At 73.9% G+C, this 21,057-nt stretch carries 15 protein-coding genes and 1 pseudogene; 9 read left to right on the top strand and 7 right to left on the bottom strand.

Translation table 11 applies throughout. From position 1 onward, the window contains the following. Positions 1–235, top strand: a pseudogene (locus AE652_RS11790) (8-amino-7-oxononanoate synthase); the annotation flags it as partial. Between the two features lie 23 nt (positions 236–258). Here AE652_RS11790 and ligD read toward each other — a convergent pair. Then, complete coding sequence (gene ligD, locus AE652_RS11785; protein WP_199823078.1) at positions 259–1,266, bottom strand: non-homologous end-joining DNA ligase; 1,008 nt, start codon at positions 1,264–1,266, stop codon at positions 259–261. A gap of 66 nt (positions 1,267–1,332) precedes the next feature. On the opposite strand from ligD, the gene AE652_RS11780 reads away from it, so the two are divergent. After that, positions 1,333–2,394 (top strand): ATP-dependent DNA ligase, encoded by a 1,062-nt coding sequence (locus AE652_RS11780; protein WP_049651235.1) that lies wholly within the window; start codon positions 1,333–1,335, stop codon positions 2,392–2,394. Positions 2,395–2,472: 78 nt separating this feature from the next. Here AE652_RS11780 and AE652_RS11775 read toward each other — a convergent pair whose 3' ends face one another. After that, the gene (locus AE652_RS11775; protein WP_082345668.1) at positions 2,473–3,945 is read right to left on the bottom strand and encodes a serine hydrolase; all 1,473 of its coding nucleotides are present in this window, start codon (positions 3,943–3,945) and stop codon (positions 2,473–2,475) included. 518 nt (positions 3,946–4,463) lie between these two features. On the opposite strand from AE652_RS11775, the gene tdh reads away from it, so the two are divergent. Continuing rightward, positions 4,464–5,492 (top strand): L-threonine 3-dehydrogenase, encoded by a 1,029-nt coding sequence (gene tdh, locus AE652_RS11770; protein WP_049651233.1) that lies wholly within the window; start codon positions 4,464–4,466, stop codon positions 5,490–5,492. Positions 5,493–5,567: 75 nt separating this feature from the next. Further along, a complete protein-coding gene (locus tag AE652_RS11765; RefSeq protein ID WP_049651232.1) occupies positions 5,568–6,761 on the top strand; it encodes a glycine C-acetyltransferase in 1,194 nt (397 codons plus the stop codon). 201 nt (positions 6,762–6,962) lie between these two features. Here the strand turns inward: AE652_RS11765 and AE652_RS11760 are convergent, their stop codons facing one another. From AE652_RS11760 to AE652_RS11745, 4 genes are all read right to left on the bottom strand, one after another. Continuing rightward, positions 6,963–8,594, bottom strand: coding sequence for a PD40 domain-containing protein (locus tag AE652_RS11760; protein WP_049651231.1), 1,632 nt, complete (start codon positions 8,592–8,594; stop codon positions 6,963–6,965). 152 nt (positions 8,595–8,746) lie between these two features. Continuing rightward, the gene (locus tag AE652_RS11755) at positions 8,747–10,129 is read right to left on the bottom strand and encodes a PD40 domain-containing protein (protein WP_049651230.1); all 1,383 of its coding nucleotides are present in this window, start codon (positions 10,127–10,129) and stop codon (positions 8,747–8,749) included. A gap of 163 nt (positions 10,130–10,292) precedes the next feature. Then, positions 10,293–11,699, bottom strand: coding sequence for a PD40 domain-containing protein (locus AE652_RS11750; protein WP_049651229.1), 1,407 nt, complete (start codon positions 11,697–11,699; stop codon positions 10,293–10,295). A gap of 172 nt (positions 11,700–11,871) precedes the next feature. Then, positions 11,872–13,326, bottom strand: a complete 1,455-nt coding sequence (locus tag AE652_RS11745; RefSeq protein WP_049651228.1) for a PD40 domain-containing protein — start codon at positions 13,324–13,326, stop codon at positions 11,872–11,874. 292 nt (positions 13,327–13,618) lie between these two features. Here AE652_RS11745 and AE652_RS11740 point away from each other — a divergent pair, with 292 nt between their 5' ends. Next, on the top strand, positions 13,619–14,530 hold the full coding sequence (locus AE652_RS11740; protein WP_049651227.1) for a LysR family transcriptional regulator: 912 nt from the start codon (positions 13,619–13,621) through the stop codon (positions 14,528–14,530). A 27-nt stretch (positions 14,531–14,557) separates the two neighbouring features. Here AE652_RS11740 and AE652_RS11735 read toward each other — a convergent pair whose 3' ends face one another. Beyond that, positions 14,558–15,571 (bottom strand): hypothetical protein, encoded by a 1,014-nt coding sequence (locus AE652_RS11735; RefSeq protein ID WP_049651226.1) that lies wholly within the window; start codon positions 15,569–15,571, stop codon positions 14,558–14,560. Positions 15,572–15,843: 272 nt separating this feature from the next. On the opposite strand from AE652_RS11735, the gene AE652_RS45015 reads away from it, so the two are divergent. The 4 genes from AE652_RS45015 (at position 15,844) to AE652_RS11715 (ending at position 20,985) form a co-directional block, all read left to right on the top strand. Then, the gene (locus AE652_RS45015; protein WP_049651225.1) at positions 15,844–17,403 is read left to right on the top strand and encodes a DUF3604 domain-containing protein; all 1,560 of its coding nucleotides are present in this window, start codon (positions 15,844–15,846) and stop codon (positions 17,401–17,403) included. 71 nt (positions 17,404–17,474) lie between these two features. Beyond that, positions 17,475–18,263: a polysaccharide lyase gene (locus tag AE652_RS45010; protein WP_049651224.1), complete on the top strand. Its 789-nt coding sequence runs from the start codon at positions 17,475–17,477 to the stop codon at positions 18,261–18,263. 49 nt (positions 18,264–18,312) lie between these two features. Further along, positions 18,313–19,875: an ABC transporter substrate-binding protein gene (locus tag AE652_RS11720; protein ID WP_049651223.1), complete on the top strand. Its 1,563-nt coding sequence runs from the start codon at positions 18,313–18,315 to the stop codon at positions 19,873–19,875. Positions 19,876–20,025: 150 nt separating this feature from the next. Continuing rightward, positions 20,026–20,985, top strand: a complete 960-nt coding sequence (locus AE652_RS11715) for an ABC transporter permease (RefSeq protein WP_049651222.1) — start codon at positions 20,026–20,028, stop codon at positions 20,983–20,985. The last annotated feature ends 72 nt before the right edge of the window (positions 20,986–21,057 follow it).

The raw sequence follows: 21,057 nt of genomic DNA, 5'->3' as shown, positions 1-21,057 counted from the left end.
CTGCGAGCCGCAGGTCGCGGTGGTCTCCGTCCGCGCCCCGGGCCCGGAGGCCGCCGTCGCCTGGGCTGCCGACTGCCGCCGCGCGGGCCTCGCCGTCGGCTGCTTCCGCCCGCCGTCCGTCCCGGACGGCATCTCCCGCCTGCGCCTCACCGCCCGGGGCGACCTGACGGACGGGCAGATCGCCGAGGCCGTCCGCATCGTCGCCGAGCTGGCCCCGGTCGGCGCGCGGGGCTGAGGCTCCGGAGCGGACGGAGCGTCCTACTTCTTCTTGGCCCGGCTCGGTTGCACCCGGGTGGGTTCGCCGGCGGCCTTGGGGTGGTCGGGCGGGTAGGGGAGTTCGCCGAGGCCCTCGTCGTGGAGCTGCTTGTCGTACAGCTCCAGCAGGGGCTCCAGGCGGAAGGCCTGGCCGTCCATCCCGGCGTTGAGGTCGCCGAGTTCGGCGAAGCGGGCGGGGAGGGTGCGCAGGTCGAAGTCCTCGGGGGCGGCGTCGTCCAGCTCCTCCCAGCGCAGCGGGGCGGAGGCGGTGGCGCGGGGCCGGGCGCGCAGGGAGTAGGCGGAGGCGATGGTGCGGTCGCGGGCCATCTGGTTGTAGTCGACGAAGATCCGTTCGCCGCGCTCCTCCTTCCACCAGGCGGTGGTGACCTTCCCGGGCATCCGCTGTTCCAGGACCCGGCCGAGGGCGATCACCGCGTGCCGCCCGTCGGTGAAGGTCCACTCGGGCACCAGCGGCACGTACACGTGCAGGCCGCGCCCGCCGGAGGACTTGGGCCAGCCGCGCAGCCCGTACTCCTCCAGCAGGGCGCGCAGTTCGTGGGCGGCGCGGACGGCGTCGTGGAAGTCGGTGCCGGGCTGCGGGTCGAGGTCGATGCGCAGTTCGTCGACGTGGCCGGTGTCGGAGCGCCGCACCGGCCAGGGGTGGAAGGTGAGGCAGCCCAGGTTGGCGGCCCACAGGACGGCGGCCGGCTCGGTGGGGCAGATCTCGTCGGCGGAGCGGCCGCTGGGGAATTCGATCCGGGCGGTGGGCAGCCACTCCGGCAGGCCCTTGGGTGCGCGCTTCTGGTAGAAGAACTCGCCGTCCACCCCGTCGGGGAAGCGCTGCAGGGTGGTCGGCCGGTCGCGCAGCCCGCGCAGCACCCCGTCGGCGACGGCCAGGTAGTACTGCGCGACGTCCAGCTTGGTGAAGCCGCGCTCGGGGTAGTACACCTTGTCCGGGTTCGACAGCCGGACGGTGCGCCCGGCGACTTCCAGTTCCACGGCTGAGCCCATGCCCTTCACGCTAAGGGCCGGGCGCCCGGCGCGCGCCCCGGGGCGAAGCGGGCGAGGATCGTTCGCATGGACCTGCCCGTGATGCCACCGGTGGCGCCGATGCTCGCCAAGTCGGTGGCCAAGATCCCGCCCGGGATGCAGTACGAGGCCAAGTGGGACGGCTTCCGTTCGATCGTGTTCCGCGACGGCGACGAGGTGGAGCTCGGCAGCCGTACCGGCAAGCCGCTGACCAGGTACTTCCCCGAGCTGGTCGAGGCGTTCCGGCGGGAGCTGCCGCCGCGCTGCGTGCTGGACGGCGAGGTGGTGATCGCCCGGGACGGCCGGCTGCGTTTCGAGGAGCTGCTGGAGCGCATCCACCCGGCCGCGAGCCGGGTGAAGCTGCTCGCCGAGCGGACCCCGGCCTCCTTCGTCGCCTTCGACCTGCTCGCCCTCGGGGACGAGAGCCTGGTGGACGAGCCGCTGTCGGTGCGCCGCCCGGCCCTGGAGGCCGCGCTCGCCGACGCCGCCGACCCGGTGTTCACCGCCCCCGCCGCCACCGACCTCGACCTCGCCCGGACCTGGTTCGCCGAGTTCGAGGGCGCCGGGCTGGACGGGGTGGTCGCCAAACCGCTGGACCAGCCGTACCGGCCGGGGGAGCGGAGCATGTACAAGATCAAGCACGAGCGCACCGCCGACTGCGTGGTGGCCGGCTACCGCGAGCACAAGAGCGGGCCGGTGGTCGGCTCGCTGCTGCTCGGCATCTTCGACGACGGCGGCCGGCTGCAGCACGTCGGCGTCTGCGCCGCCTTCCCGATGGCCCGCCGCCGCGAACTCGCCGAGGAACTGGCCCCGTTGCGGATGGACGACCTGTCCCGGCACCCGTGGGGCGGCTGGGCGGACGAGGCCGCGCACGCCGAGGGCAGGCTGCCCGGCGCGGTCAGCCGCTGGACCGGCGGCAAGGACCTCTCCTGGATCGCGCTGCGCCCCGAGCGGGTGGTCGAGGTCGCGTACGACCACATGGAGGGCACCCGGTTCCGGCACACCGCGCAGTTCCGCCGCTGGCGCCCGGACCGCACGCCGGAGAGCTGCACCTACGCGCAGCTGGAGGAGCCGGTCTCGTACGACCTCGGCAGGGTGCTGGGGATCTGAGGACCGGGGGCCGAGGACGTGACGGAGGCCCGACCCGGTGAGCCGGGTCGGGCCTCCCGTACGGTCGGAGCGGGTGGGTCAGGAGATGTGCAGCGTGGCGGTGGCGCCCGCGGTGGGCGAGGCCGTCGGGGACGGCGAGGCCGTGGGGGCGGTCGGGGAGGCTGTGGGGGAAACCGAGGGCGAAGCGGTGGGGGAGGCGGTGGGAGACGCAGACGCAGACGCCGACGCGGAGGCGGAGGCCGAGCCCGAGGCGGGCGGGGTGGGCAGCGTGTAGACGTTGTTCGGCGAGACGATCTGGGTGATCGCCCGCGCCACGAACGTCGAGGGCTCCGAACCGTCGTGCAGGATGTCGGTGTTGAGCATGATGGACAGGCTGGCCTGCGCCTGCGGCAGGTAGAGCACCACGCTCTCGTACCCGGGCAGCGAGCCGTTGTGGCCGATCCACCCGTGGGTGGTGAACACCCCGAAGCCGTAGCCGAGGTCGGGGGTCGGTCCGGTGGCCTTGGTCTTCAGCCGCTCCGCCTGGGTGGCGGGCTTGAGCAGCGGTTCGCCGGTGGCCAGCACCTTCGACCAGGTCCGGAAGTCGGCGATGGTGGAGATGGCGGCGCCGGCCGCCCAGCCCCAGGACGGGTTCCAGGTGGTGGCGTCCTCGACCGCGCCGGTGAGCGTCTGGTTGGTGTAGCCGTGGGCGTGCGGGTCGGGGAAGGCGGCGTCGGTCGGCAGGCTGGTCTTGGTGAGCCCGGCGGGGGTGAACACCTGCTGGTTCAGGAAGTCCTGGAGCGGCTGCCCGCCGACCTTCTCGACGACCAGGCCGAGCACGATCAGGTTGGTGTTGGAGTACTCGAACTGGGCGTCCGGCTGGAAGTTCGCCGGGTGCTTGAACGCGTACGCGAGCAGCTGGTCCGGGGTGAAGGGGCGGCTCGGGTCGTTGAAGAAGGCCTGCTGGAAGTCGGAGTCCAGGGTGTAGTTGAACAGGCCGCTGCGCATGTCGCCGAGCTGGCGCAGGGTGATGCCGTCGCCGCCGGGCACGTTCGGGACGTACTTGGAGACCGGGTCGTCCAAGCCCAGCTTGCCCTGGTCCACCAGCCGCAGGACGGCGGTGGTGGTGAAGGTCTTGGTGACGCTGCCGATCCGCATGTACAGGTCGGGGGTCATCGGCGTCCCGGCGTCCTTGTCGGCGACGCCGAAGGCGCGCTGGTAACTGCCGTCGGGGGTGGCGTAGTCGACGATCACCCCGGGGATGGCGACCTGGCCCATCACCTGCTTGATCGCGTCGTCCAGCTGGGTCGTGACGGCCGTGGTGAGCGGCACCACCCCGCCGGAGGGGCTGCCGCCCGGCGTGGCGGACGGGCTGAGCGCGGCCGGTTCGGCGGTCACCGCCGGACCGGCCTGCCGCGCGGGCTTCGACTCCCCGGAGCAGGCGGAGACGGCGAGCAGGCCGGTCAGCGCGAGGGCGGCGGAGGCCACCCGTACGGCGGAGGCCGCCAGGACGGAGCGGGGGACGCGAACGGAGCGGGGAACGGACGGTCGCGGCCGTCGGGTGTCGGTCATCGGCGCAGGCGCCTCTCTGGGGCGGACGGCCCCGTGGCGAAGGGCCCCGGAGCGCGGCTCGGCCGGGCCGGAGCGCTGCTCCACGGGGCCGTGGGGGAACGTCGTCACCGTAAGCACCCGCCTCGTACCGCCGCGCGCGGGTCGGCGGCCGACTGGACCGAACGGGAGCACCGTCAGCCGAGTGCCCCGCCCGGCTGGCGGCCGGTGGTCGTCCACTCCAAGGGTCGAGTACCGGCCTGGGGCGGGTCGGCCAGCCGGGAGCCGCCGGGCCCGCGCTCGGCCGGACGGGTGAGCACCGGCACGCCGCGCCCGCTCGCGCACCCGCCGCCGACCACCGCTCGGGCACGATCGTTCAGCCCAGCTGTGGCCGCCCTTAAGAATTCCTCGATGGACCGCACCCCCTCCGACCAGGCAGATTTCTGCCTGCCCGGAGCGCGTCCGCCAGGAGCGGCCGAACCGGGCCTCCTCGGCCTGCCCCCGTACCCGCAGGCCGTCCCACCCGCACGTCAGGAGCCGCCGTGAAGGCACTCGTCAAGCAGCAGGCCGAGCCCGGGCTCTGGCTGATGGACGTCCCCATGCCCGAGATCGGCCCCGGCGAGGTGCTGATCAAGGTGCTGCGGACCGGCATCTGCGGCACCGACCTGCACATCCGCAAGTGGGACGGCTGGGCGCAGCAGACCATCAGGACCCCGCTGGTGCTCGGCCACGAGTTCGTCGGCGAGGTCGCCGAGCTGGGTGCCGGTGTCACGGACATCGCGGTCGGCGACCTGGTCAGCGGCGAGGGCCACCTGGTCTGCGGCAAGTGCCGCAACTGCCAGGCCGGCCGCCGCCACCTGTGCCGCAACACCGTCGGCCTGGGCGTGAACCGGGACGGCGCGTTCGCCGAGTACGTGGCGCTGCCCGCCTCCAACGTGTGGGTGCACCGGGTGCCGGTCGACCTGGACGTGGCCGCGATCTTCGACCCGTTCGGCAACGCCGTGCACACCGCGCTGTCCTTCCCGCTGGTCGGCGAGGACGTGCTGGTCACCGGCGCCGGCCCGATCGGCATCATGGCCGCCGCCGTCGCCAAGCACGCCGGCGCCCGCAACGTGATGATCACCGACGTCTCCCCGTACCGCCTCGACCTGGCCCGCAAGGTCGGCGTGACGCTGGCGCTGGACGTCTCGCAGCACACCATCGAGGAAGGCCAGCAGAAGCTCGGCCTGCGCGAGGGCTTCGACGTCGGCCTGGAGATGTCCGGCCGCCCCGAGGCGATGCAGTCGATGATCGCCAACATGACCCACGGCGGGAAGATCGCCATGCTCGGCCTGCCCGCCGAGCAGTTCCCGGTGGACTGGGCCTCGATCGTGACCTCGATGATCACCATCAAGGGCATCTACGGCCGGGAGATGTTCGAGACCTGGTACGCGATGTCCGTGCTGCTGGAGGGCGGCCTGGACCTCGCCCCGGTGATCACCGGCCGCTACGCCGCCACCGACTTCGAGGCCGCCTTCGACGACGCCGCGAGCGGCAACTGCGGCAAGATCATCCTCGACTGGACCGCCTGAGCCCGGCTCAGCCCCGCCGAAGCTCCCCCGCCGAACCCGCCGAACCGCCCCGCCGAACTGATTGAGGAGACCGCAGTGTTCGACAACGTGCGTGCCGACGTCGCCGCCACCCTGGACGAGATCCGCGAGGCCGGGCTGTTCAAGCCCGAGCGGGTGATCGGCACCCCGCAGAGCGCCGCCGTCACCGTGACCGCCGGCGGCCTGCCCGGCGAGGTGCTGAACTTCTGCGCCAACAACTACCTCGGCCTGGCCGACCACCCCGAGGTGCTCTCCGCCGCCAAGGACGCCCTGGACCGCTGGGGCTACGGGATGGCCTCGGTCCGCTTCATCTGCGGCACCCAGGACGTCCACAAGGAGCTGGAGGACCGCCTCTCGGCGTTCCTCGGCCAGGAGGACACGATCCTCTACTCCTCCTGCTTCGACGCCAACGGCGGTGTCTTCGAGACCCTGCTGGACGACCGGGACGCCGTCATCTCCGACGCGCTGAACCACGCCAGCATCATCGACGGCATCCGGCTCAGCAAGGCCCGCCGCCACCGCTACGCCAACCGCGACCTGGCCGACCTGGAGAAGCAGCTCCAGGACACCCAGGACGCGCGCCGCCGCCTGATCGTCACCGACGGCGTGTTCTCGATGGACGGCTATGTCGCCCCGCTGCGCGAGATCTGCGACCTGGCCGACCGCTACGACGCCATGGTCATGGTGGACGACTCGCACGCCGTCGGCTTCGTCGGCCCGAACGGCCGCGGCACCCCTGAGCTGCACGGCGTGACGGACCGCGTGGACATCATCACCGGCACCCTCGGCAAGGCGCTCGGCGGCGCCTCCGGCGGCTACGTCGCCGCCCGCCGGGAGATCGTCGCCCTGCTGCGCCAGCGCTCCCGCCCGTACCTGTTCTCCAACTCGCTGGCCCCGGTGATCGCGGCCGCCTCGCTCAAGGTGCTCGACCTGGTCGAGAAGTCCACCGAGCTGCGCGAGCGGCTGGCGGCCAACACCGCGCTGTTCCGGGCGAAGATGACCGAGGCCGGGTTCGAGATCCTGCCCGGCGACCACCCGATCGCCCCGGTGATGATCGGCGACGCGGCCAAGGCGGGCCGGCTCGCCGAGCTGCTGCTGGAGCGCGGCGTGTACGTGATCGGCTTCTCCTTCCCGGTGGTGCCGCACGGCCAGGCCCGGATCCGGGTGCAGCTGTCCGCGGCGCACTCCACCGAGGACGTCGAGCGCGCCGTCGCGGCCTTCGTGGACGCGCGCGCCGCCCTGGAGGACTGACCTCCACCCAGGCCGCCCGTGGGCCGGACCGCTCGGAATCGGACCGGCCCACGGGCTCACCAACCGCCGTGCGGCGCAGGCGAATCGATCCGCCCCGTGCCGTAGGGACCAGAGACCACCTGCCCCACCCTCCCGCTGCGGGGGCGGGACGCCGGCCCGGCCGACGTCCCGCCCCCGTCGCGGTTCCCGGGCGGCGGCCGGTCAGTCGTCCCAGCCCTCGCCCTGACCGTCACCCTGGTCGTCGCCCTGGCCGTCGTCGTCCTGGCCGTCGTCGTCCTGGGCGGCGTCGAGGCCCTGGTGGCGGCCCGCGGGCTTGGCGAACACCTGGGTGTTCTCCTCCGCCGCCGGGCCGTCGGCGCCGGCGACCAGGTTGCCGCTGGTCGAGTCGAACAGCACGGTCCGGCCCGAGGCGGCCACGACCGGGTCCCGCGACGAGCCGTTGCCGAACGAGCCGTCCGGCGCGGTGGAGATCCGCTCGGTGCGGCCGGTGCGCAGGTCCTGGCGGTAGACGTCCCAGCCCGGGTGCTGCGGGCCGGCCACCAGGTTGTCGGCGGCGGACTCGAAGTAGATCCAGCGGTTGTCGGCGGTGATCGAGCCGTGGTCGGAGGAGCCGACCGAACTGGTGCCCGGCAGGCCGCCGCTGACCTTCGTCACGGTGCCCTTCTTGAGGTCCCGGACGTAGAGCACGGTGTGGGAGCGGTGGCCGCCGGTCGAGCCGCCGGGCTCGGCCAGGGTGTAGACCGCGTGCCGTCCGTCGGGGCTGATCGTCGCCTCGAAGCTGGCGCTGCCGATCTGGCCGTCGAGGCCCGCGCTCACCGCCGTGATCTTCCCGGACCGTACGTCGTAGGTGTAGTAGGGAGCGGCGTTCGGACGGGCCAGGGTCGGCTGCGCCGCGTTCTGCGGGACGTTCTGGCGCGAGGCCTCGGCGGCGCTCGGGGTGAGGTCCACGTCGGCGGGAGCGGCCGCGGCGGCGGTGGTCGCGGCGGCGAGTCCGGGCGCCTGCTCGTCCGGCAGCAGGTTGGAGATGGAGCCGAAGCCGATGGTGCGGCCGTCCGCGCTGATCTTCGGCCGGAAGGAGGTGCTCTCGCCCGGCTTGCCGTGCACGTCGCGGGTGACCAGCCGGGTGGTGTGGGTCCAGCGGTCGGTGAGGTGGACGTTGATCTTCCAGGTGTAGGGCCTGGCCAGCGAGGGCGCGGTCCCGGGCTCGGTCTCGGGCTCGGGGTCCACGACGGTCGGGTCCAGGTCGGTCCGGGAGGACACGTAGGCGACGTACCGGCCGTTGGCGCTGATCGAGGGCGCGTACGAGTAGTGGTACCGGTCGGTGTCGGTGACGGTGAGCCCGCCGCTGATCAGCTCGGTGCGGCCGGTCTGCCGGTCCCGGACGTACACCTCGGTGCGCCCCTTGACCTGCATGCCGGGCACCACGTCCTCGGCGTTGCTCTCGAAGGCGACGTAGCGGCCGTTGCCGCTGATCGCGGCCTGGTCGGTCCAGCCGGCCACCGCCTCGCCCGAGTCGGAGAGGCTGACCCGCTCGGTGCGGCCGGTGCGCAGGTCCCGCACGTAGGCGTCGCTGCCGCCCGTCGCGGGCTGCGCCACCAGGTTCGTGGCCCGGGAGGTGAACAGGGCGTAGCGGCCGTTGGCGCTGATGCCCTGGGTGGTCGACAGGTTGTCGGGCGCCGCGCCGTTCGGCCCGACGCTGACCTGGGTGGTGCCGCGCGGCAGTGGGGCGGCCTGGGCCGGGGCGGCGGTGACGGCGAGCACGGCGGCTGCGGCCAGGATGCCGCCGCCACCGGCCAGCCACCGGTTGCGGGTCGTCCGGGTGGTACGGGACATGAGGTCTTCCCCCCTCTGATCGCCCGGCCGGGCTCCCTCCCGACGGCGGGCTTTCGCAGAGCCAACCGTCGGGAGGGCAGGGGGGTCAACGTCCTCGGGTGATCTCGGCTGAAAATACGTCAACAGACGTATGTCGCAAGGGAATCAGGCCATCAGGGGCGGCGCAGGAAGACGTCCGCGGCGCCGTTGGTGTCGCCCGGCACCAGGTTGCCGTCACCGGCGGTGAAGAGCACCGTGTCGCCGGCGAAGTCGACGAACGGGGCCGTGGAGCCGGTGCTGCTCTGCCCGCCGTCCCGGGTGAGGCTGACCCGTTCGATCGCCCCGGTCCTCAGGTCGCGGCGGAAGATGTCGCTGACGCCGTTGGTGTCGCCGGGGACGAGGTTGTCGGCGCTGGAGTCGAAGTAGACCCAGCGGCCGTCGAAGGTCATGGCGGGGTAGTGGGCGCCCTCGGTGGTCGTGGTGCCGGGCAGGAAGGCGTTGAGCCAGGTCAGTTTGCCGGTGGCCAGCTCCCGGGCGTACAGGTCCATCCGGTAGCGGTAGGAACCGGGCCGGCCGATGTGGACCGGCAGGCCGAAGAGGGCGTAGCGGCCGTCCGGGCTGAGCCGGGGGCCGATGCTGGTGCCGCGCAGGTAGCCCTGGTCGTCCACGCTGGCGCCGGAGACCTTGCCGGTGTCGGCCTTCCAGACGAAGTAGGGGTAGAAGCGGGGCTTGGCCAGTCCGGGCGCACCGGCGTCGGTGCCGTCGGTGCCGGCGCCCGGTTCGGTGGCGGCCGGGTCCTGCGGGAGCAGGTTGCCGGCCCGGGAGCTGAAGCCGACGGTGGAGCCGTCCGCGCTGATCGTCACACCGTAGGAGGAGTTGTTGGGGGCCTCACCGTCCGCGCCGGTGGTGACCACCCGGGTGGTGCCGGTCCAGCGGTCGGTGACGAGGACGCTGAAGTAGCGCGGATTAGAGCCCGGGGCGAGGTCGGTGCGGTTGGAGGTGTAGGCGATGTAGCGGCCGTCCCGGCTCAGCGAGGGCTCGGCGGAGAACGCGCCGTCGGGGGAGCCGCCCGGGCCGACCGGCTCGGTGTGCCCGGTCCAGCGGTCGCGGACGAAGACGTCGCTGCTGCGCACCACCTGGCCCGGCACCACGTTGGTGGCGCTGGTGCTGAAGGCCACGTACCGGCCGTCGGCGCTGATCGAGGCCTCGCTGGTGGGGGCGTTCAGCCGGGAGCCGTCGTCGGCGACGCTGACCTTCTCGACGTGCCCGTTGCGCAGGTCGCGGACGTAGACCTCGTCGGAGTTCGGGGTGCCGGGTTCCGGCAGTAGGTTGGTCGCGGTCGAGGTGAAGAGCGCGGAGCGGCCGTCCTCGCTCAGCCCGAGCGCGACGGAGTCCCCGTTGAGCTGCTCGCCCTTGGCGGTCTCGCTGATCCGGGCGGTGTCGCCCTTGGGCGGCTTGGCCTCGGCGGCGGGCAGCGCCGCGCCGGCGGCCACGGCGGTGGCGGCCAGCACGGCGGCGGCGCGGGCGAGCCGGCGTCGGGCGGGTGTGTGCGTCATGGATCGTCCTCCCCTGGTGGCGGTCCCGGGCCCACGACCCCCGCGGCCCGGTTTGAGGAGAGCCAAGCGTCGTACGGATCATCGGTCAACGACCGGCGGCGATCTCGGGCGGAAATACGCCACCGGTCGTATGCCATAAGGGAGATGAGTGGCGGTCAGGCCGTCACAGGCGGCGGAGGAAGGCGTCCGTGACGGCGTTGGTGTCCCCCGGGACCAGGTCGCCGTCGTCGGCGGTGAAGAGCACCGCGTCTCCGGTGGCGTCCACGGACGGACTGTAGGAGGGGGAGGTGGTCGGCGCGCCGTCCCGGGTGAGGCTGACCCGTTCGATCCGGCCGGTCCACAGGTCGCGGCGGTAGACGCTGCTCTGGTTCCTGACGTCGTCGGGGAGCAGGTTGCCGGCGGAGGAGTCGAAGTAGACCCAGCGGTCGTCGGCCGTCATGACGGCGCCGGAGGAGGACCCGTTCGCCGTGGTGCCCGGCAGGCCGGCGCTGACCTCGGTGACCTTGCCGGTGGCCAGGTCGTGGACGTACACGTCCAGCCGGACGCCGCCGTGGCCGGGCAGGCCGGTGCCGTAGACCGCGACGCTGTAGACGGCGTAGCGGCCGTCGGGGCTGATCCGGCCGTCGCTGCTGCCGCTCAGCTGCCCGGTGCCGTCCACGCTGCCGGCGACGATCGTGCCGGTGGCGGCCTTCCAGACGTAGGAGGGGTGGTGCATGGGCCCGCCGGTCACTCCCGGCGACCCGGCGTCGGAGCCGGTCTCGTCGGAACCGGGGCCGGCGGGGGCGGCCGGAGCCTCCGGGAGCAGGTTGCCGGCCCGGGAGGTGAAGGCGACGGCGGAGCCGTCCGCGCTGATCATCGGATCGAGGGAGTAGTTGCTGGCGGGCTCGCCGTCCGCGCCGACGGTGACCAGGCGGCTGGTGCGGGTCCAGCGGTCGGTGACGTAGATGTTGTTCCTGCCGCGCCGCACGGGCCCCGGGGCGAGGTCGGAGCGGTTGGAGACGTAGGCGACGTAGCGGCCGTCCCGGCTGATGCTGGGGCTGGTGGATCCGAAGCCGCTCTGGTCCTCGGCGCCCGGCAGGGCGGCGGCGGTGACCAGTTCGGTGTGCCCGGTCCAGCGGTCGCGGACGAAGACGTCGCTGGGGTGGGCCGGCTGGCCGGGCACCACGTTGGTGGCGGTGGTGCTGAAGGCCACGTACCGGCTGTCGGCGCTGATCGAGGCGTCGGTGGTGGGGGCGTTCAGCGGGGAGCCGTCGTCGGCGACGCTGACCTTCTCGACGTGGCCGTTGCGCAGGTTGCGGACGTAGACCTCGTCGGAGTTCGGGGTGCCTGTTCCGGGCAGCAGGTTGGTGGCGGCGGAGGTGAACAGGGCGGAGCGGCCGTCCTCGCTCAGTCCGAGTGCGGTCGAGGGGCCGTTGAGCTGCTCGCCCTTGGCGGTCTCGCTGATCCGGGCGGTGTCGCCCTTGGGCGGCTTGGCCTCGGCGGCGGGCAGCGCGGCGCCGGCGGCCAGGGCGGTGGCGGCCAGGACGGCGGCGGTCCGGGCCGGCCACCTGCGGGTGCGTGCGGTGGGCATGAGGTCTTCCTCCCCTGGGATCGCCCGGCCGGGCTCCCTCCCGGCGGCGGGCTTTCGCAGAGCCAACCGTCGGGAGGGCCGGTGGTCAACGGCCGGGGGTGGTCCCGCCGGGAAATACGCCAACGGGCGTATCCGGCAAGGGAGTCAGGGCGTCACCGAGGGAGTCGGGGCGTCACAGACGGCGCCGGAAGACGTCCGTGAGGTCGCTGTCGACGACGGGCGCCAGGTTGCCGTCCTGGGCGCTGAACAGCAGCGTCGTGTCGTCGGCGTCGACCTGCGGGAAGGAGGCGGAGGTGGTGCTCTGGGAGCCGTCGTGGGCGAGGGAGACCCGCTCGGTGTGCCCGCTGCGCAGGTCGGTGCGGAAGACGTCGGCCTGCTCGTTGGTGTCGCCGGGCACCAGGTCGGCGACGTCGGAGACGAAGTACACCCAGCGGTCGTTCATCGGCATCACCGGGTCGTAGGAGGAGTCGCGCGGGGTGGTGCCGGACAGTGGCTTGTTGACCTTGGTGGTCGTGCCGGTGGCCAGCTCGCGGACGTAGACGTCCTGGTGGCGGCCGTGCGAGCCGGGGCGGCCGCCCTCCTCGAAGACGGTGTAGGCCGCGTAGCGGCCGGAGGGGCTGATCCGCCCGTCGTTGCCGCTGTTGACGAACTCGCCGGCCTCGTTGTAGCTGGCGCCGGTGATCTTCCCGGTGCGGGCGTCCCAGACGTAGTACGGGTAGGCGCGGATGGCGGCCAGCTCGGCGCGGGCGGAGGCGGTCCGCGGGGCCTGGGCGGCCTCGGCGAGGTCCGTGCCGTCGGCGGGGTCCGCGGCGGAAGCGGCGGAAGCGGCGGCGAGCGCGGGCGGGGTCTGCTCGGCCGGGAGCAGGTTGCCGGCCCGCGAGGTGAAGCCGATGACGGTGCCGTCCGCGCTGATCGTCGGGCGGAAGGAGTTGTTGTCGGCCGGGGTGCCGTCCGCGCCGGTGCTGACCACCCGGGTGGTGTGGGTCCAGCGGTCGGCGAGGAAGACGTTGAACTTGCCGCGGTGCACGCCGGGGGCGAGGTCGGTGCGGTCGGAGGAGTAGACCACGTAGCGGCCGTCGGCGCTGATGGCGGCGTTGAAGGCGTTGCGGATGCTCTGGTCGTCGCCCGCGCCGGAGACGCCGTCGCCCGCGGAGACCAGCTCGGTGCGGCCGGTCCAGCGGTCCCGGACGAAGACGTCCGAGGGGTGCTTCGGCTGCCCGGGCACCGCGTTGGAGGCGTAGCTGCTGAACACCACGTACCGGCCGTTGCCGCTGATCGCCGCGTCGTTGCTGCCGTTGTCCAGGGCGGAGCCGTCGTCGGCGACGCTGACCCGCTCGGTGTGGCCGTTGCGCAGGTCCCGCACGTAGACGTCGCCGAGGACCCCGGCGCCGCCCGGCAGCAGGTTGGTCGCCGCCGAGGAGAACAGGGCGTAGCGGCCGTCGCCGCTCAGCCCGAGCGCGAGGGAGGTGCCGTTCAGCGGCTCGCCCTTGGCGCCCTCGCTGACCCGGGCGGTGTCGCCCTTGGGCGGGCGGGCCTCGGCGGCGGGCATCGCGGCGCCGGCCACGGCCACGGCCACCAGGACGGCGGCGGTACGGGCCAGTCGGCGGCGGGTGCGTGCGGTGGTCATGGATCATCCTCCCCTGATGACGGTGCCGGGCCGTCGACACCCCCGTGGCCCGGTTGGGGAAGAGCCAAGCGCCGTGCGGGTGTCCGGTCAACGGACAGGAGCGATCTCGTCCGGAAATACCTCACCGGTCGTATCTCCGGCCGAAATCTCCCACGCCGGTACAACCGTCCCGCCGTACGGGGCGGGTGGCCGACGAACGGGAGCCGTCCCGACCGGCCCGCGCGGCCGTCGGCGGACCCGGTGGAACCGTGCTCCGGTCGGGTGCGCCGTGCCGCGCTGGCAGAATTGGTCCGTGATCGACGCACGACGGCTGCGGACCCTGCGGGCCGTGGCGGACCACCGCACCGTGACCGCCGCGGCGGCCGCCCTCTACCTGACCCCCTCCGCGGTCTCCCAGCAGCTGGCCGCCCTGGAGCAGGAGACCGGCCACCACCTGCTCGCCCGGGAGGGCCGGGGCGTGCGGCTGACCGCCGCCGGGGAGATCCTGCTCGGCCACGCCGACGTGGTGCTCGCCCAGCTGGAGCGCGCCGAGGCCGACCTCGCCGCGTACAGCGCGGGCGTCTCCGGGGAGGTGACGGTCGCCTCCTTCGCGACCGCCATCGCCTCCGTGCTCGCCCCGGCCGTCGGCCTGCTCGCCGGGCGCGCGCCCGGGGTGCGGCTCAAGGTGCTGGACGCCGAGGGCGACGCCAGCCTGCCGATGGTGCTGGACGGCCGGGCCGACCTCGCGGTGGCCGTCGAGTACCGGGGCGCCCCGCGCGCCGACGACGCCCGGCTGACCAGGGTGCCGCTGTACGCCGAGCCCTTCGAGGCCGTCCTGCCGCTCGGCCACCGGCTGGCCGCCGAGTCCGGCCCGCTGGCCGTCGCCTCGCTGGCCGACGAGCCGTGGATCGGGCCGTACCCGGGCAACCCCTGCCACGACGTGGTGCTGCTGGCCTGCGAGCACGCCGGGTTCCAACCTCGGCTGCTGCACTCCTCGGACGACTTCCGGGCCGTGGTCGCGCTGGCCTCGGCCGGCCTCGGGGTGGCGCTGGTGCCGCGCTCGGCGCTGCGCGGCGTCGACCTCGGCGAGGTCGCGGTGCGCCCGGTGGACAGCGAGCTCGCCACCCGCCGGGTCTTCGCCGCCGTCCGGGCCGGCGCCGACGGGCACCCGCTGGTCCGGCCGGTGCTGGACTCCCTCGCCGAGGCGGCCGCCGCGGGCGCGTGAGTCGGGCGTCTCAGTCGCGGTCCGGCGTCATCGGGCCTTCACCGGGCCGCCGTCGGGGCGGACCCCGGCGAACTCGTCCAGGACGGCCACCCGCAGTTCGTGGGCGCCGTCCGCGCGGGTCTGCTCGTAGTAGAGGTACCAGCGGCCGCGGGCGGAGACGAGGTCGGCGTACCGGACGTCCAGCCAGGGGCCGTCCGGGGTGAGGCGGTGCCAGGCGCGCAGGTCGGCGGAGGCGGCCAGGCCGCAGCGCTCCTCGTAGTTGCCGGCGGCGTCCGCCGAGCCGTCGTAGAGCGCGAGCCAGCCGCCCCGGCCATCGGGGAGGACGGTGGTGATCCGGGACTCGTAGCCGTCCCAGGCGCCGGCCGGGCCGACGTCCAGGGCCTCGGCGGCGCGGCCGGGCGGGGCGGTGAAGCGCAGCCCGTCCGGGGAGAGCGCGAGGGCGGTGGGCTGGACGGTGAGGCCGGTGGTGTGGATGTCGGCACTCGCGTGGGCGCGGGCCCGTTCCTCGGGGGTGAACGGCCGGGCCCGGGAGACGGTGGCGAACAGGTGGACGCCGGCGTCGGTTTCGAGCAGGTACGGGTCCTTGACGCCCTCGGTGCCGGTGGTCGCGGCGGTCAGGACGGGGCTGCGGGCGCCGAGGTCGAAGGACTCGGGGGTGTCGGCGCTCAGGGCGTCGATCCGCCAGCGGTTGTCGGCCGGGTCGACGTGGCTGAGGTGGAGCAGGTAGCCACTGTCGCGGCGCAGCAGGGCGAGGCGCTCCATCGAGGGGGAGCCCAGGTCGTCGCTCCGGACGGACCACAGGTCGTGGAAGGCGATGCCGTCGGTGCTCTCGGCGACGGCGCAGCGCCAGCCGCGGTCGGGGCCGCCCGCCGCGCCGCGCGGGCGGCGCTCGCGGTAGGTGAGCAGGAAGCGGTCGCGGTCCGGCTCGTACCGGACGCCCGGGCAGCCGGCCCAGTAGCCGGGTTCGGGGCGCTCGGGGGCGCGGACCAGGTGGGAGGCGCTCAGGTCGGGCGCGGCGGGCAGGGCGGCGGGGTGTGGCACGGGACCGTCCTTCGAAGGGGTCGGGAGGGGATGAGAAGAGTTTCTATCAGATCGATCAAAAGTCCGAGCGGCTTGCGGTAGGCCGGGCCCGGTCGGCTGGCCTGCGTCTTCCCGCTCCCACCTGCCGGATGTCTGTGAAGCCGATGTTTCGCCCGATGGCGATCGCACGACACCGACCGGCTGGGTCTTGACCGGCCCCTGGAGATCACGGCTAGCTTCTTCTCAGAGTCGATCAAACACTGCCGACCCCGACCCGAGGAAGCCCCGCCCCGATGACCGCCCCCACCACCGACGCGCCCGGCTACGCCGGTCTGGGCCTGTACGTCGGCGACCTCCACAACCACTGCGGCATCAGCTACGGCCACGGGAGCATCGAGGACGCCTACGCCAACGCCCGGCTCCAGCTCGACTTCGCCAGCGTCACCGGCCACGGCTGGTGGCCCGACCTGCCCGAGCGCACCCCCGAACTGGCCAGCCTGGTCGACTACCACACCGAGGGCTTCGCCCGGCTGGCCCGGCTCTGGGACCACGTCCAGGACGTCACCGCCGCCGCCCACGAGGACGGCCGCTTCGTCACCTTCCAGTCCTTCGAGTGGCACAGCCTCGCCTACGGCGACCACTGCGTGTACTTCGACGGCCCGCGCGGCGAGATCATCCGGGCGGCGGACCTGGAGCGACTGCGCGCCCGGCTGCGGGAGCTCGCCGCCCAGGGCGTACGGACCTGGGCCCTGCCGCACCACATCGGCTACGGGCCGGCCCGCCGCGGCATCGACTGGGCCTCCTACACCGAGGAGTTCGCCCCGGTGGTGGAGATGGTGTCGATGCACGGCTGCGCCGAGTCCGACGAGGCGCCGCGCGGTTACCTGCACACCATGGGCCCGCGCGCCGCCGCCGGGACGGCCGTCCACGGCCTGCGGCTGGGCCACCGCTTCGGGCTGATCGGCTCCACCGACCACCACAGCGCCTTCCCCGGCAGCCACGGGCACGGCCGGGTCGCGGTCTGGGCCCCGGAGCTGACCCGCGACGGGATCTGGACCGCCGTCCAGCGGCGCCGAACCTACGCGATCACCGGCGACCGCATCCTGCTCGCCACCTCCGTCAACGGCGCCCCGATGGGCGCCGAGGCCCCCTCCGCCGACCGGCGCCGGATCCAGGTCACCGTCCAGGGCCGGGACGCGCTCGACCACGTCGAACTGCTGCGCAACGGCGTCCCCGTCCACCGGGTCAGCCGCCCCGAACTCCTCGCCCGCGCCGCCGCCGAGGACACCTTCACCGGCACCCTGGGCTTCGCCGTCGGCTGGGGCCGGCGCGGCGAACCGGTGCACTGGGACGTGGAGCTGCGGATCGAGGGCGGGCGGCTGCTGGACGTCCAGCCCCGGCTGCGCGGCCCGGAGACGGTCGCGCCCGCCGAGGCCGAGCCGGACACCTACCGGCCGTCCCACTGGGAGCGCACCGGGCCGGGGGAGGTCCGGCTGCGGACCGTCACCGACGGCAACCCCAACACCGCCACCGACAGCACCCAGGGCTTCTCGCTGCGGATCGAGGGCGACGAGCGGACCAGGCTGGTCGCCGTCGTGAACGGCGTCGAGACCGCCCACGCCGTCGGCGAGCTGCTGGCGGGCGCGCGGACCGGCTTCACCGGCGGGTTCGTCTCCGGCGCCTACCGCTTCGACCGGGCCGTGCCCGACCGGGAGACCACCGCCGAGTTCGAGCTGACCGACGAACGCCCCGGCGGCGACGGGGACTTCTACCACGTGAGGGTACGACAGGTGAACGACCAGTGGGCCTGGTCCAGCCCGACCTGGGTGGGACCGGCCGGCTCCTGTCGCTAGGGCCGGTTGATCCCGTCAGCCGGCCCCGACCACCGGTCGCCCGTACCCGAACCCGAGATGGAGAAGAACCCGTGTCCCGACTCCCCGGCCGCCTCGCCGGCGCCGTGCTCACCGCCGCCCTGGCCGTGACCGCCGCCGCTCCCGCCCACGCCGCCGCCCCCGCACCCGCCCCCGCGGCCGTGACCGCCGCCACCGAGGTCTTCGCCGACGACTTCGAATCCGGCACCCTCGCCGCCTGGACCCGCCAGCGCGTCGACGGCAACGGCAGCATCACCGTGGCCCCCGCACCCGCCGGAGGCACCGGTCAGGCCGCCCGCTTCAGCGTCCCGAACGACGGCGCCTCCTACCGCTCCGAGGTCGCCGTCAACTCCCTCGGCTGGGGCAGCTACCGCTTCGCCCTCGCCGACTACCTGCCCGCCGACTGGGTGCGGACGTCCACCGAGACGATCCTCGCCCAGTGGCACGGCTACCCGCTCGCCGACGGCAGCGACACCAAGCCGCCGATCGCGCTGACCGTCAAGGACGGCAGCTGGCGGCTCAAGGTGCACTGGCTGACCGACCCGAGCACCGTCCAGGAGGCGGTGATCCCGCTCGGCGACGTGCAGTTCGGCCACTGGAACCAGTGGGCCTTCGACATCACCTGGTCCACCGACACCACCCCCGGCGCCGTCACCGTCTACCGGGACGGCGCGCAGGTCGGCACGTACAGCGGCCTCAACAACTACCACCAGAACCAGTCGCCCTACTTCAAGACCGGCATCTACCGGGCCAACTGGAACCCGGCCAAGAACATCCCCTACCCGACCGGCGGCCCCGACGTGGTGGCCTGGAGCGACAGCGTCGTCGTGACCAGGTACTGACACCGCACCCGCCGACCGAGACCCCGAGAACCGAAGAGGTAGCACCACCATGAGCGACGCGGCCCGCCACCACGGCCTGCCCCGAAGAGGCTTCCTCGGCCTGAGCGCCGGAGCGGTCCTGCTGGCGGCGGGCTGCCGCTCCGCCACCGAGGACGCCGCCGGCGGGGCCGCGGCCCCCGCCACCGCCTCCGCGCCGGACCTCCAGATCGTCTACGGCGCCGCCCCCGACCCCACCCAGCTGCTCCACCGCGGCCCGGACACCCCGGTGTTCGTCAACCTGGTGCTGGACCGGCTGGTCGACCTCGACCCGCAGACCCTCCAGCCCGTGCCCTGGCTCGCCACCTCCTGGGAGTGGAGCGCCGACCGCACCAGGCTCGTGCTCAAGCTGCGCGAGGACGTCACCTTCCACGACGGCCGCCCGCTCAGCCCGGACGACGTCGTCTTCTCGCTCACCGGCGCGGCCAAGTCCTCCCAGGTCAAGCCGCTGCTGGAACGGCTCGCCGACATCCGGGCGAGCGCCCCGAACGAGGTCACCCTCACGCTCGCCAGGCCCACCAGCAACCTGTTCGACGCGCTGGCCTTCAACCCCGTGGTGGACGCCCGCACGTACGTCGACGGCAAGGCCGCCGACAAGGTCAACGGCACCGGGCCGTTCACCTGGCAGGCGTTCAAGGGCGGCAACCAGCTCGACCTGGCCCGCTACGACCACTACTGGCAGAGCGGCCGGCCGCACTTCGAGCGGATCACCGTCCGGTCGGTGACCAGCAGCCAGGCCGCGCTGTCCGCCCTCCAGTCGGGGCAGTCCCACCTGATCGGCGCGGTGCCCGGGCGCGACCTCAAGGTGCTCGGCGGGAACCCGGCCTTCACCGTGCAGTCCGCCAGGTCCTCCTACCAGCAGGCGTTCCTCGGCGTGAACGTCACCAGCGGGCCCTTCGGCGACCGCCGGGTGCGCCAGGCCCTCCAGTACGCGGTGGACCGCGACCGCATCGTCGCCCAGGTGTACGGCGGCCACGCCGAGGCGAGCAGCCTGCCCTGGCCCTCCAACACCCCCGGCGTCACCCCCGACCAGGTCACCCGCTACCCGCACGACCCGGAGAAGGCCCGCGGGCTGCTCCGGGAGGCCGGCGCCGAGGGCACCCGGGTGCCGCTCACCGCCGCCAACTCGCCGGTCTTCGCCTCCCTCGTGGAACTGGTCAAGTACGACCTGGAGCAGGCCGGGTTCGGCGTCGACGTCCAGCTGCTGGACAACGCCGCGCTCCAGCCGAAGATCCAACAGGGCACGCTGGACGGGCTGTTCATCGCCAACCACGGCATGGTCAGCGTCTCCCCGCTGAGCGGGATCACCGTCTCCGGGCCGCTCCAGGTCGGCCGGAACACCTCGCACGTCACCGACCCCGCCTACGCCGACCTCCAGTCCCGCGCCTTCGCCGCCGCCGACGAGCAGGCCCGGGCCGAGGTCAACCACGACCTGTCCGAGTACCTGCTCACCGAGTCCTTCCACATCACCCTCGCGCACGCCTGGGAGACCTACGCCCTGGCCTCCTCGGTGCGCGGCGTGGCCACCAGCGCGCTCGGCTACCTGCGGCTCGACGACACCCGGCGCACCGCCTGACACACCGCCTGACACACCGCCTGACACACCGCCGGACGTACCGCCGGGCGCCGTCGCCGCGCCGCACCGTCGGACGCACCGCCTGACGGCCGTCCCAGGGCGACCCCCACCGCCCTGGGGCGGCTCCTCCGACCCCCTTGGAGTACCCCCGTGCCCTACTGGACCAGAAAGGCGGCCGGCGCGCTGGCCACGCTCTGGCTCGCCTCCGTCGCCGTCTTCCTGCTGCTCCGCCTCGCCCCCGGCGACCCGGTCTCCGCCGCGCTCGGCGCCGAGGCCGACCAGGAGCAGCGCGACCGGCTCGCCGGCAGCCTCGGCGTGGACCGGCCGATGCCCGTCCAGTACCTGGGCTGGCTGCACGGGCTGCTCGCCGGGGACCCGGGCAGCTCCTTCCACTACCGGGAGCCGGTCACCCGGCTGATCGGCCAGAGCGTCGGCAGCACCGTCCAACTCGCCCTCGTCGCCGGGCTGCTGATGCTGGTCCTCGGCCTGCTGCTGGGCGTCGCGCTGGCCGCCGAGCGGCGCGGCCGGCTCGCCCGGGTGCTCGACCCGCTGGCCACCGCCCTGCTGGCGCTGCCGGTGTACGTCACCGCCGTGCTCTTCGTCTTCGTCTTCGCCGTCCTGCTGCGCCTGCTGCCCGCCGGTGGCGAGCGGGACCTGTTCACCGCGCCGGACCTCGCCGTCCAGTACCTCGCCCTGCCCGCCGTCGCGCTCGCGCTGCCGGGGGCGGCGGTGCTGGCCCGGCTGCTCGCCACCGAGCTGCGCCGCACCCGGCAGGAGGAGTTCGTGCTGACGGCCGTCGCCAAGGGGGCCTCGCCCCGGCGGGTCCTGGCGCGCCACGTGCTGCCCAACAGCCTGGCCCCGTTCTGCGTCGAATTCGGCCTGCACCTGGGCGAGTTGCTCGGCGGCGCGGTGGTCGCCGAACAGCTCTTCGCCCGGCACGGCCTCGGCCAGCTGCTGCTGGACGCCATCAACCAGCGGGACTACCCGGTCGCCCAGACCCTGATCATGCTCGCCGTCGCCGTCGCCGTACTCGTCCAGCTCGGCTCGGAGCTGCTGGTCGGCCGGCTCGACCCGCGGATCGCCCGCGCCGGCACCGGGGAGGACCGGTGACGAGCACCCTCGCCGTACGCCGCCGCCGGTTCGCCCCGCCCGCGCTGCCGGCCGCGCTGCGCACCCGGCGCG

Source organism: Kitasatospora sp. MY 5-36 (assembly GCF_001182915.1).
In the GTDB taxonomy this organism is placed as follows: domain Bacteria; phylum Actinomycetota; class Actinomycetes; order Streptomycetales; family Streptomycetaceae; genus Kitasatospora.
The sequence above is the reverse complement of the archived record's forward strand: the minus strand, read 5'-3'. Positions and strand labels throughout refer to the sequence as shown.

Excerpts from the sequence above, each read along its gene's own strand:
- AE652_RS11755 (WP_049651230.1), bottom strand. The coding sequence starts at position 10,129 with ATGACGCACACACCCGCCCGACGCCGGCTCGCCCGCGCCGCCGCCGTG.
- AE652_RS45015 (WP_049651225.1), top strand. The coding sequence starts at position 15,844 with ATGACCGCCCCCACCACCGACGCGCCCGGCTACGCCGGTCTGGGCCTG.
- AE652_RS11780 (WP_049651235.1), top strand. The coding sequence starts at position 1,333 with ATGGACCTGCCCGTGATGCCACCGGTGGCGCCGATGCTCGCCAAGTCG.
- AE652_RS11745 (WP_049651228.1), bottom strand. The coding sequence starts at position 13,326 with ATGACCACCGCACGCACCCGCCGCCGACTGGCCCGTACCGCCGCCGTC.
- ligD (WP_199823078.1), bottom strand. The coding sequence starts at position 1,266 with ATGGGCTCAGCCGTGGAACTGGAAGTCGCCGGGCGCACCGTCCGGCTG.
- AE652_RS11760 (WP_049651231.1), bottom strand. The coding sequence starts at position 8,594 with ATGTCCCGTACCACCCGGACGACCCGCAACCGGTGGCTGGCCGGTGGC.
- AE652_RS11720 (WP_049651223.1), top strand. The coding sequence starts at position 18,313 with ATGAGCGACGCGGCCCGCCACCACGGCCTGCCCCGAAGAGGCTTCCTC.
- AE652_RS11775 (WP_082345668.1), bottom strand. The coding sequence starts at position 3,945 with ATGACCGACACCCGACGGCCGCGACCGTCCGTTCCCCGCTCCGTTCGC.
- AE652_RS11750 (WP_049651229.1), bottom strand. The coding sequence starts at position 11,699 with ATGCCCACCGCACGCACCCGCAGGTGGCCGGCCCGGACCGCCGCCGTC.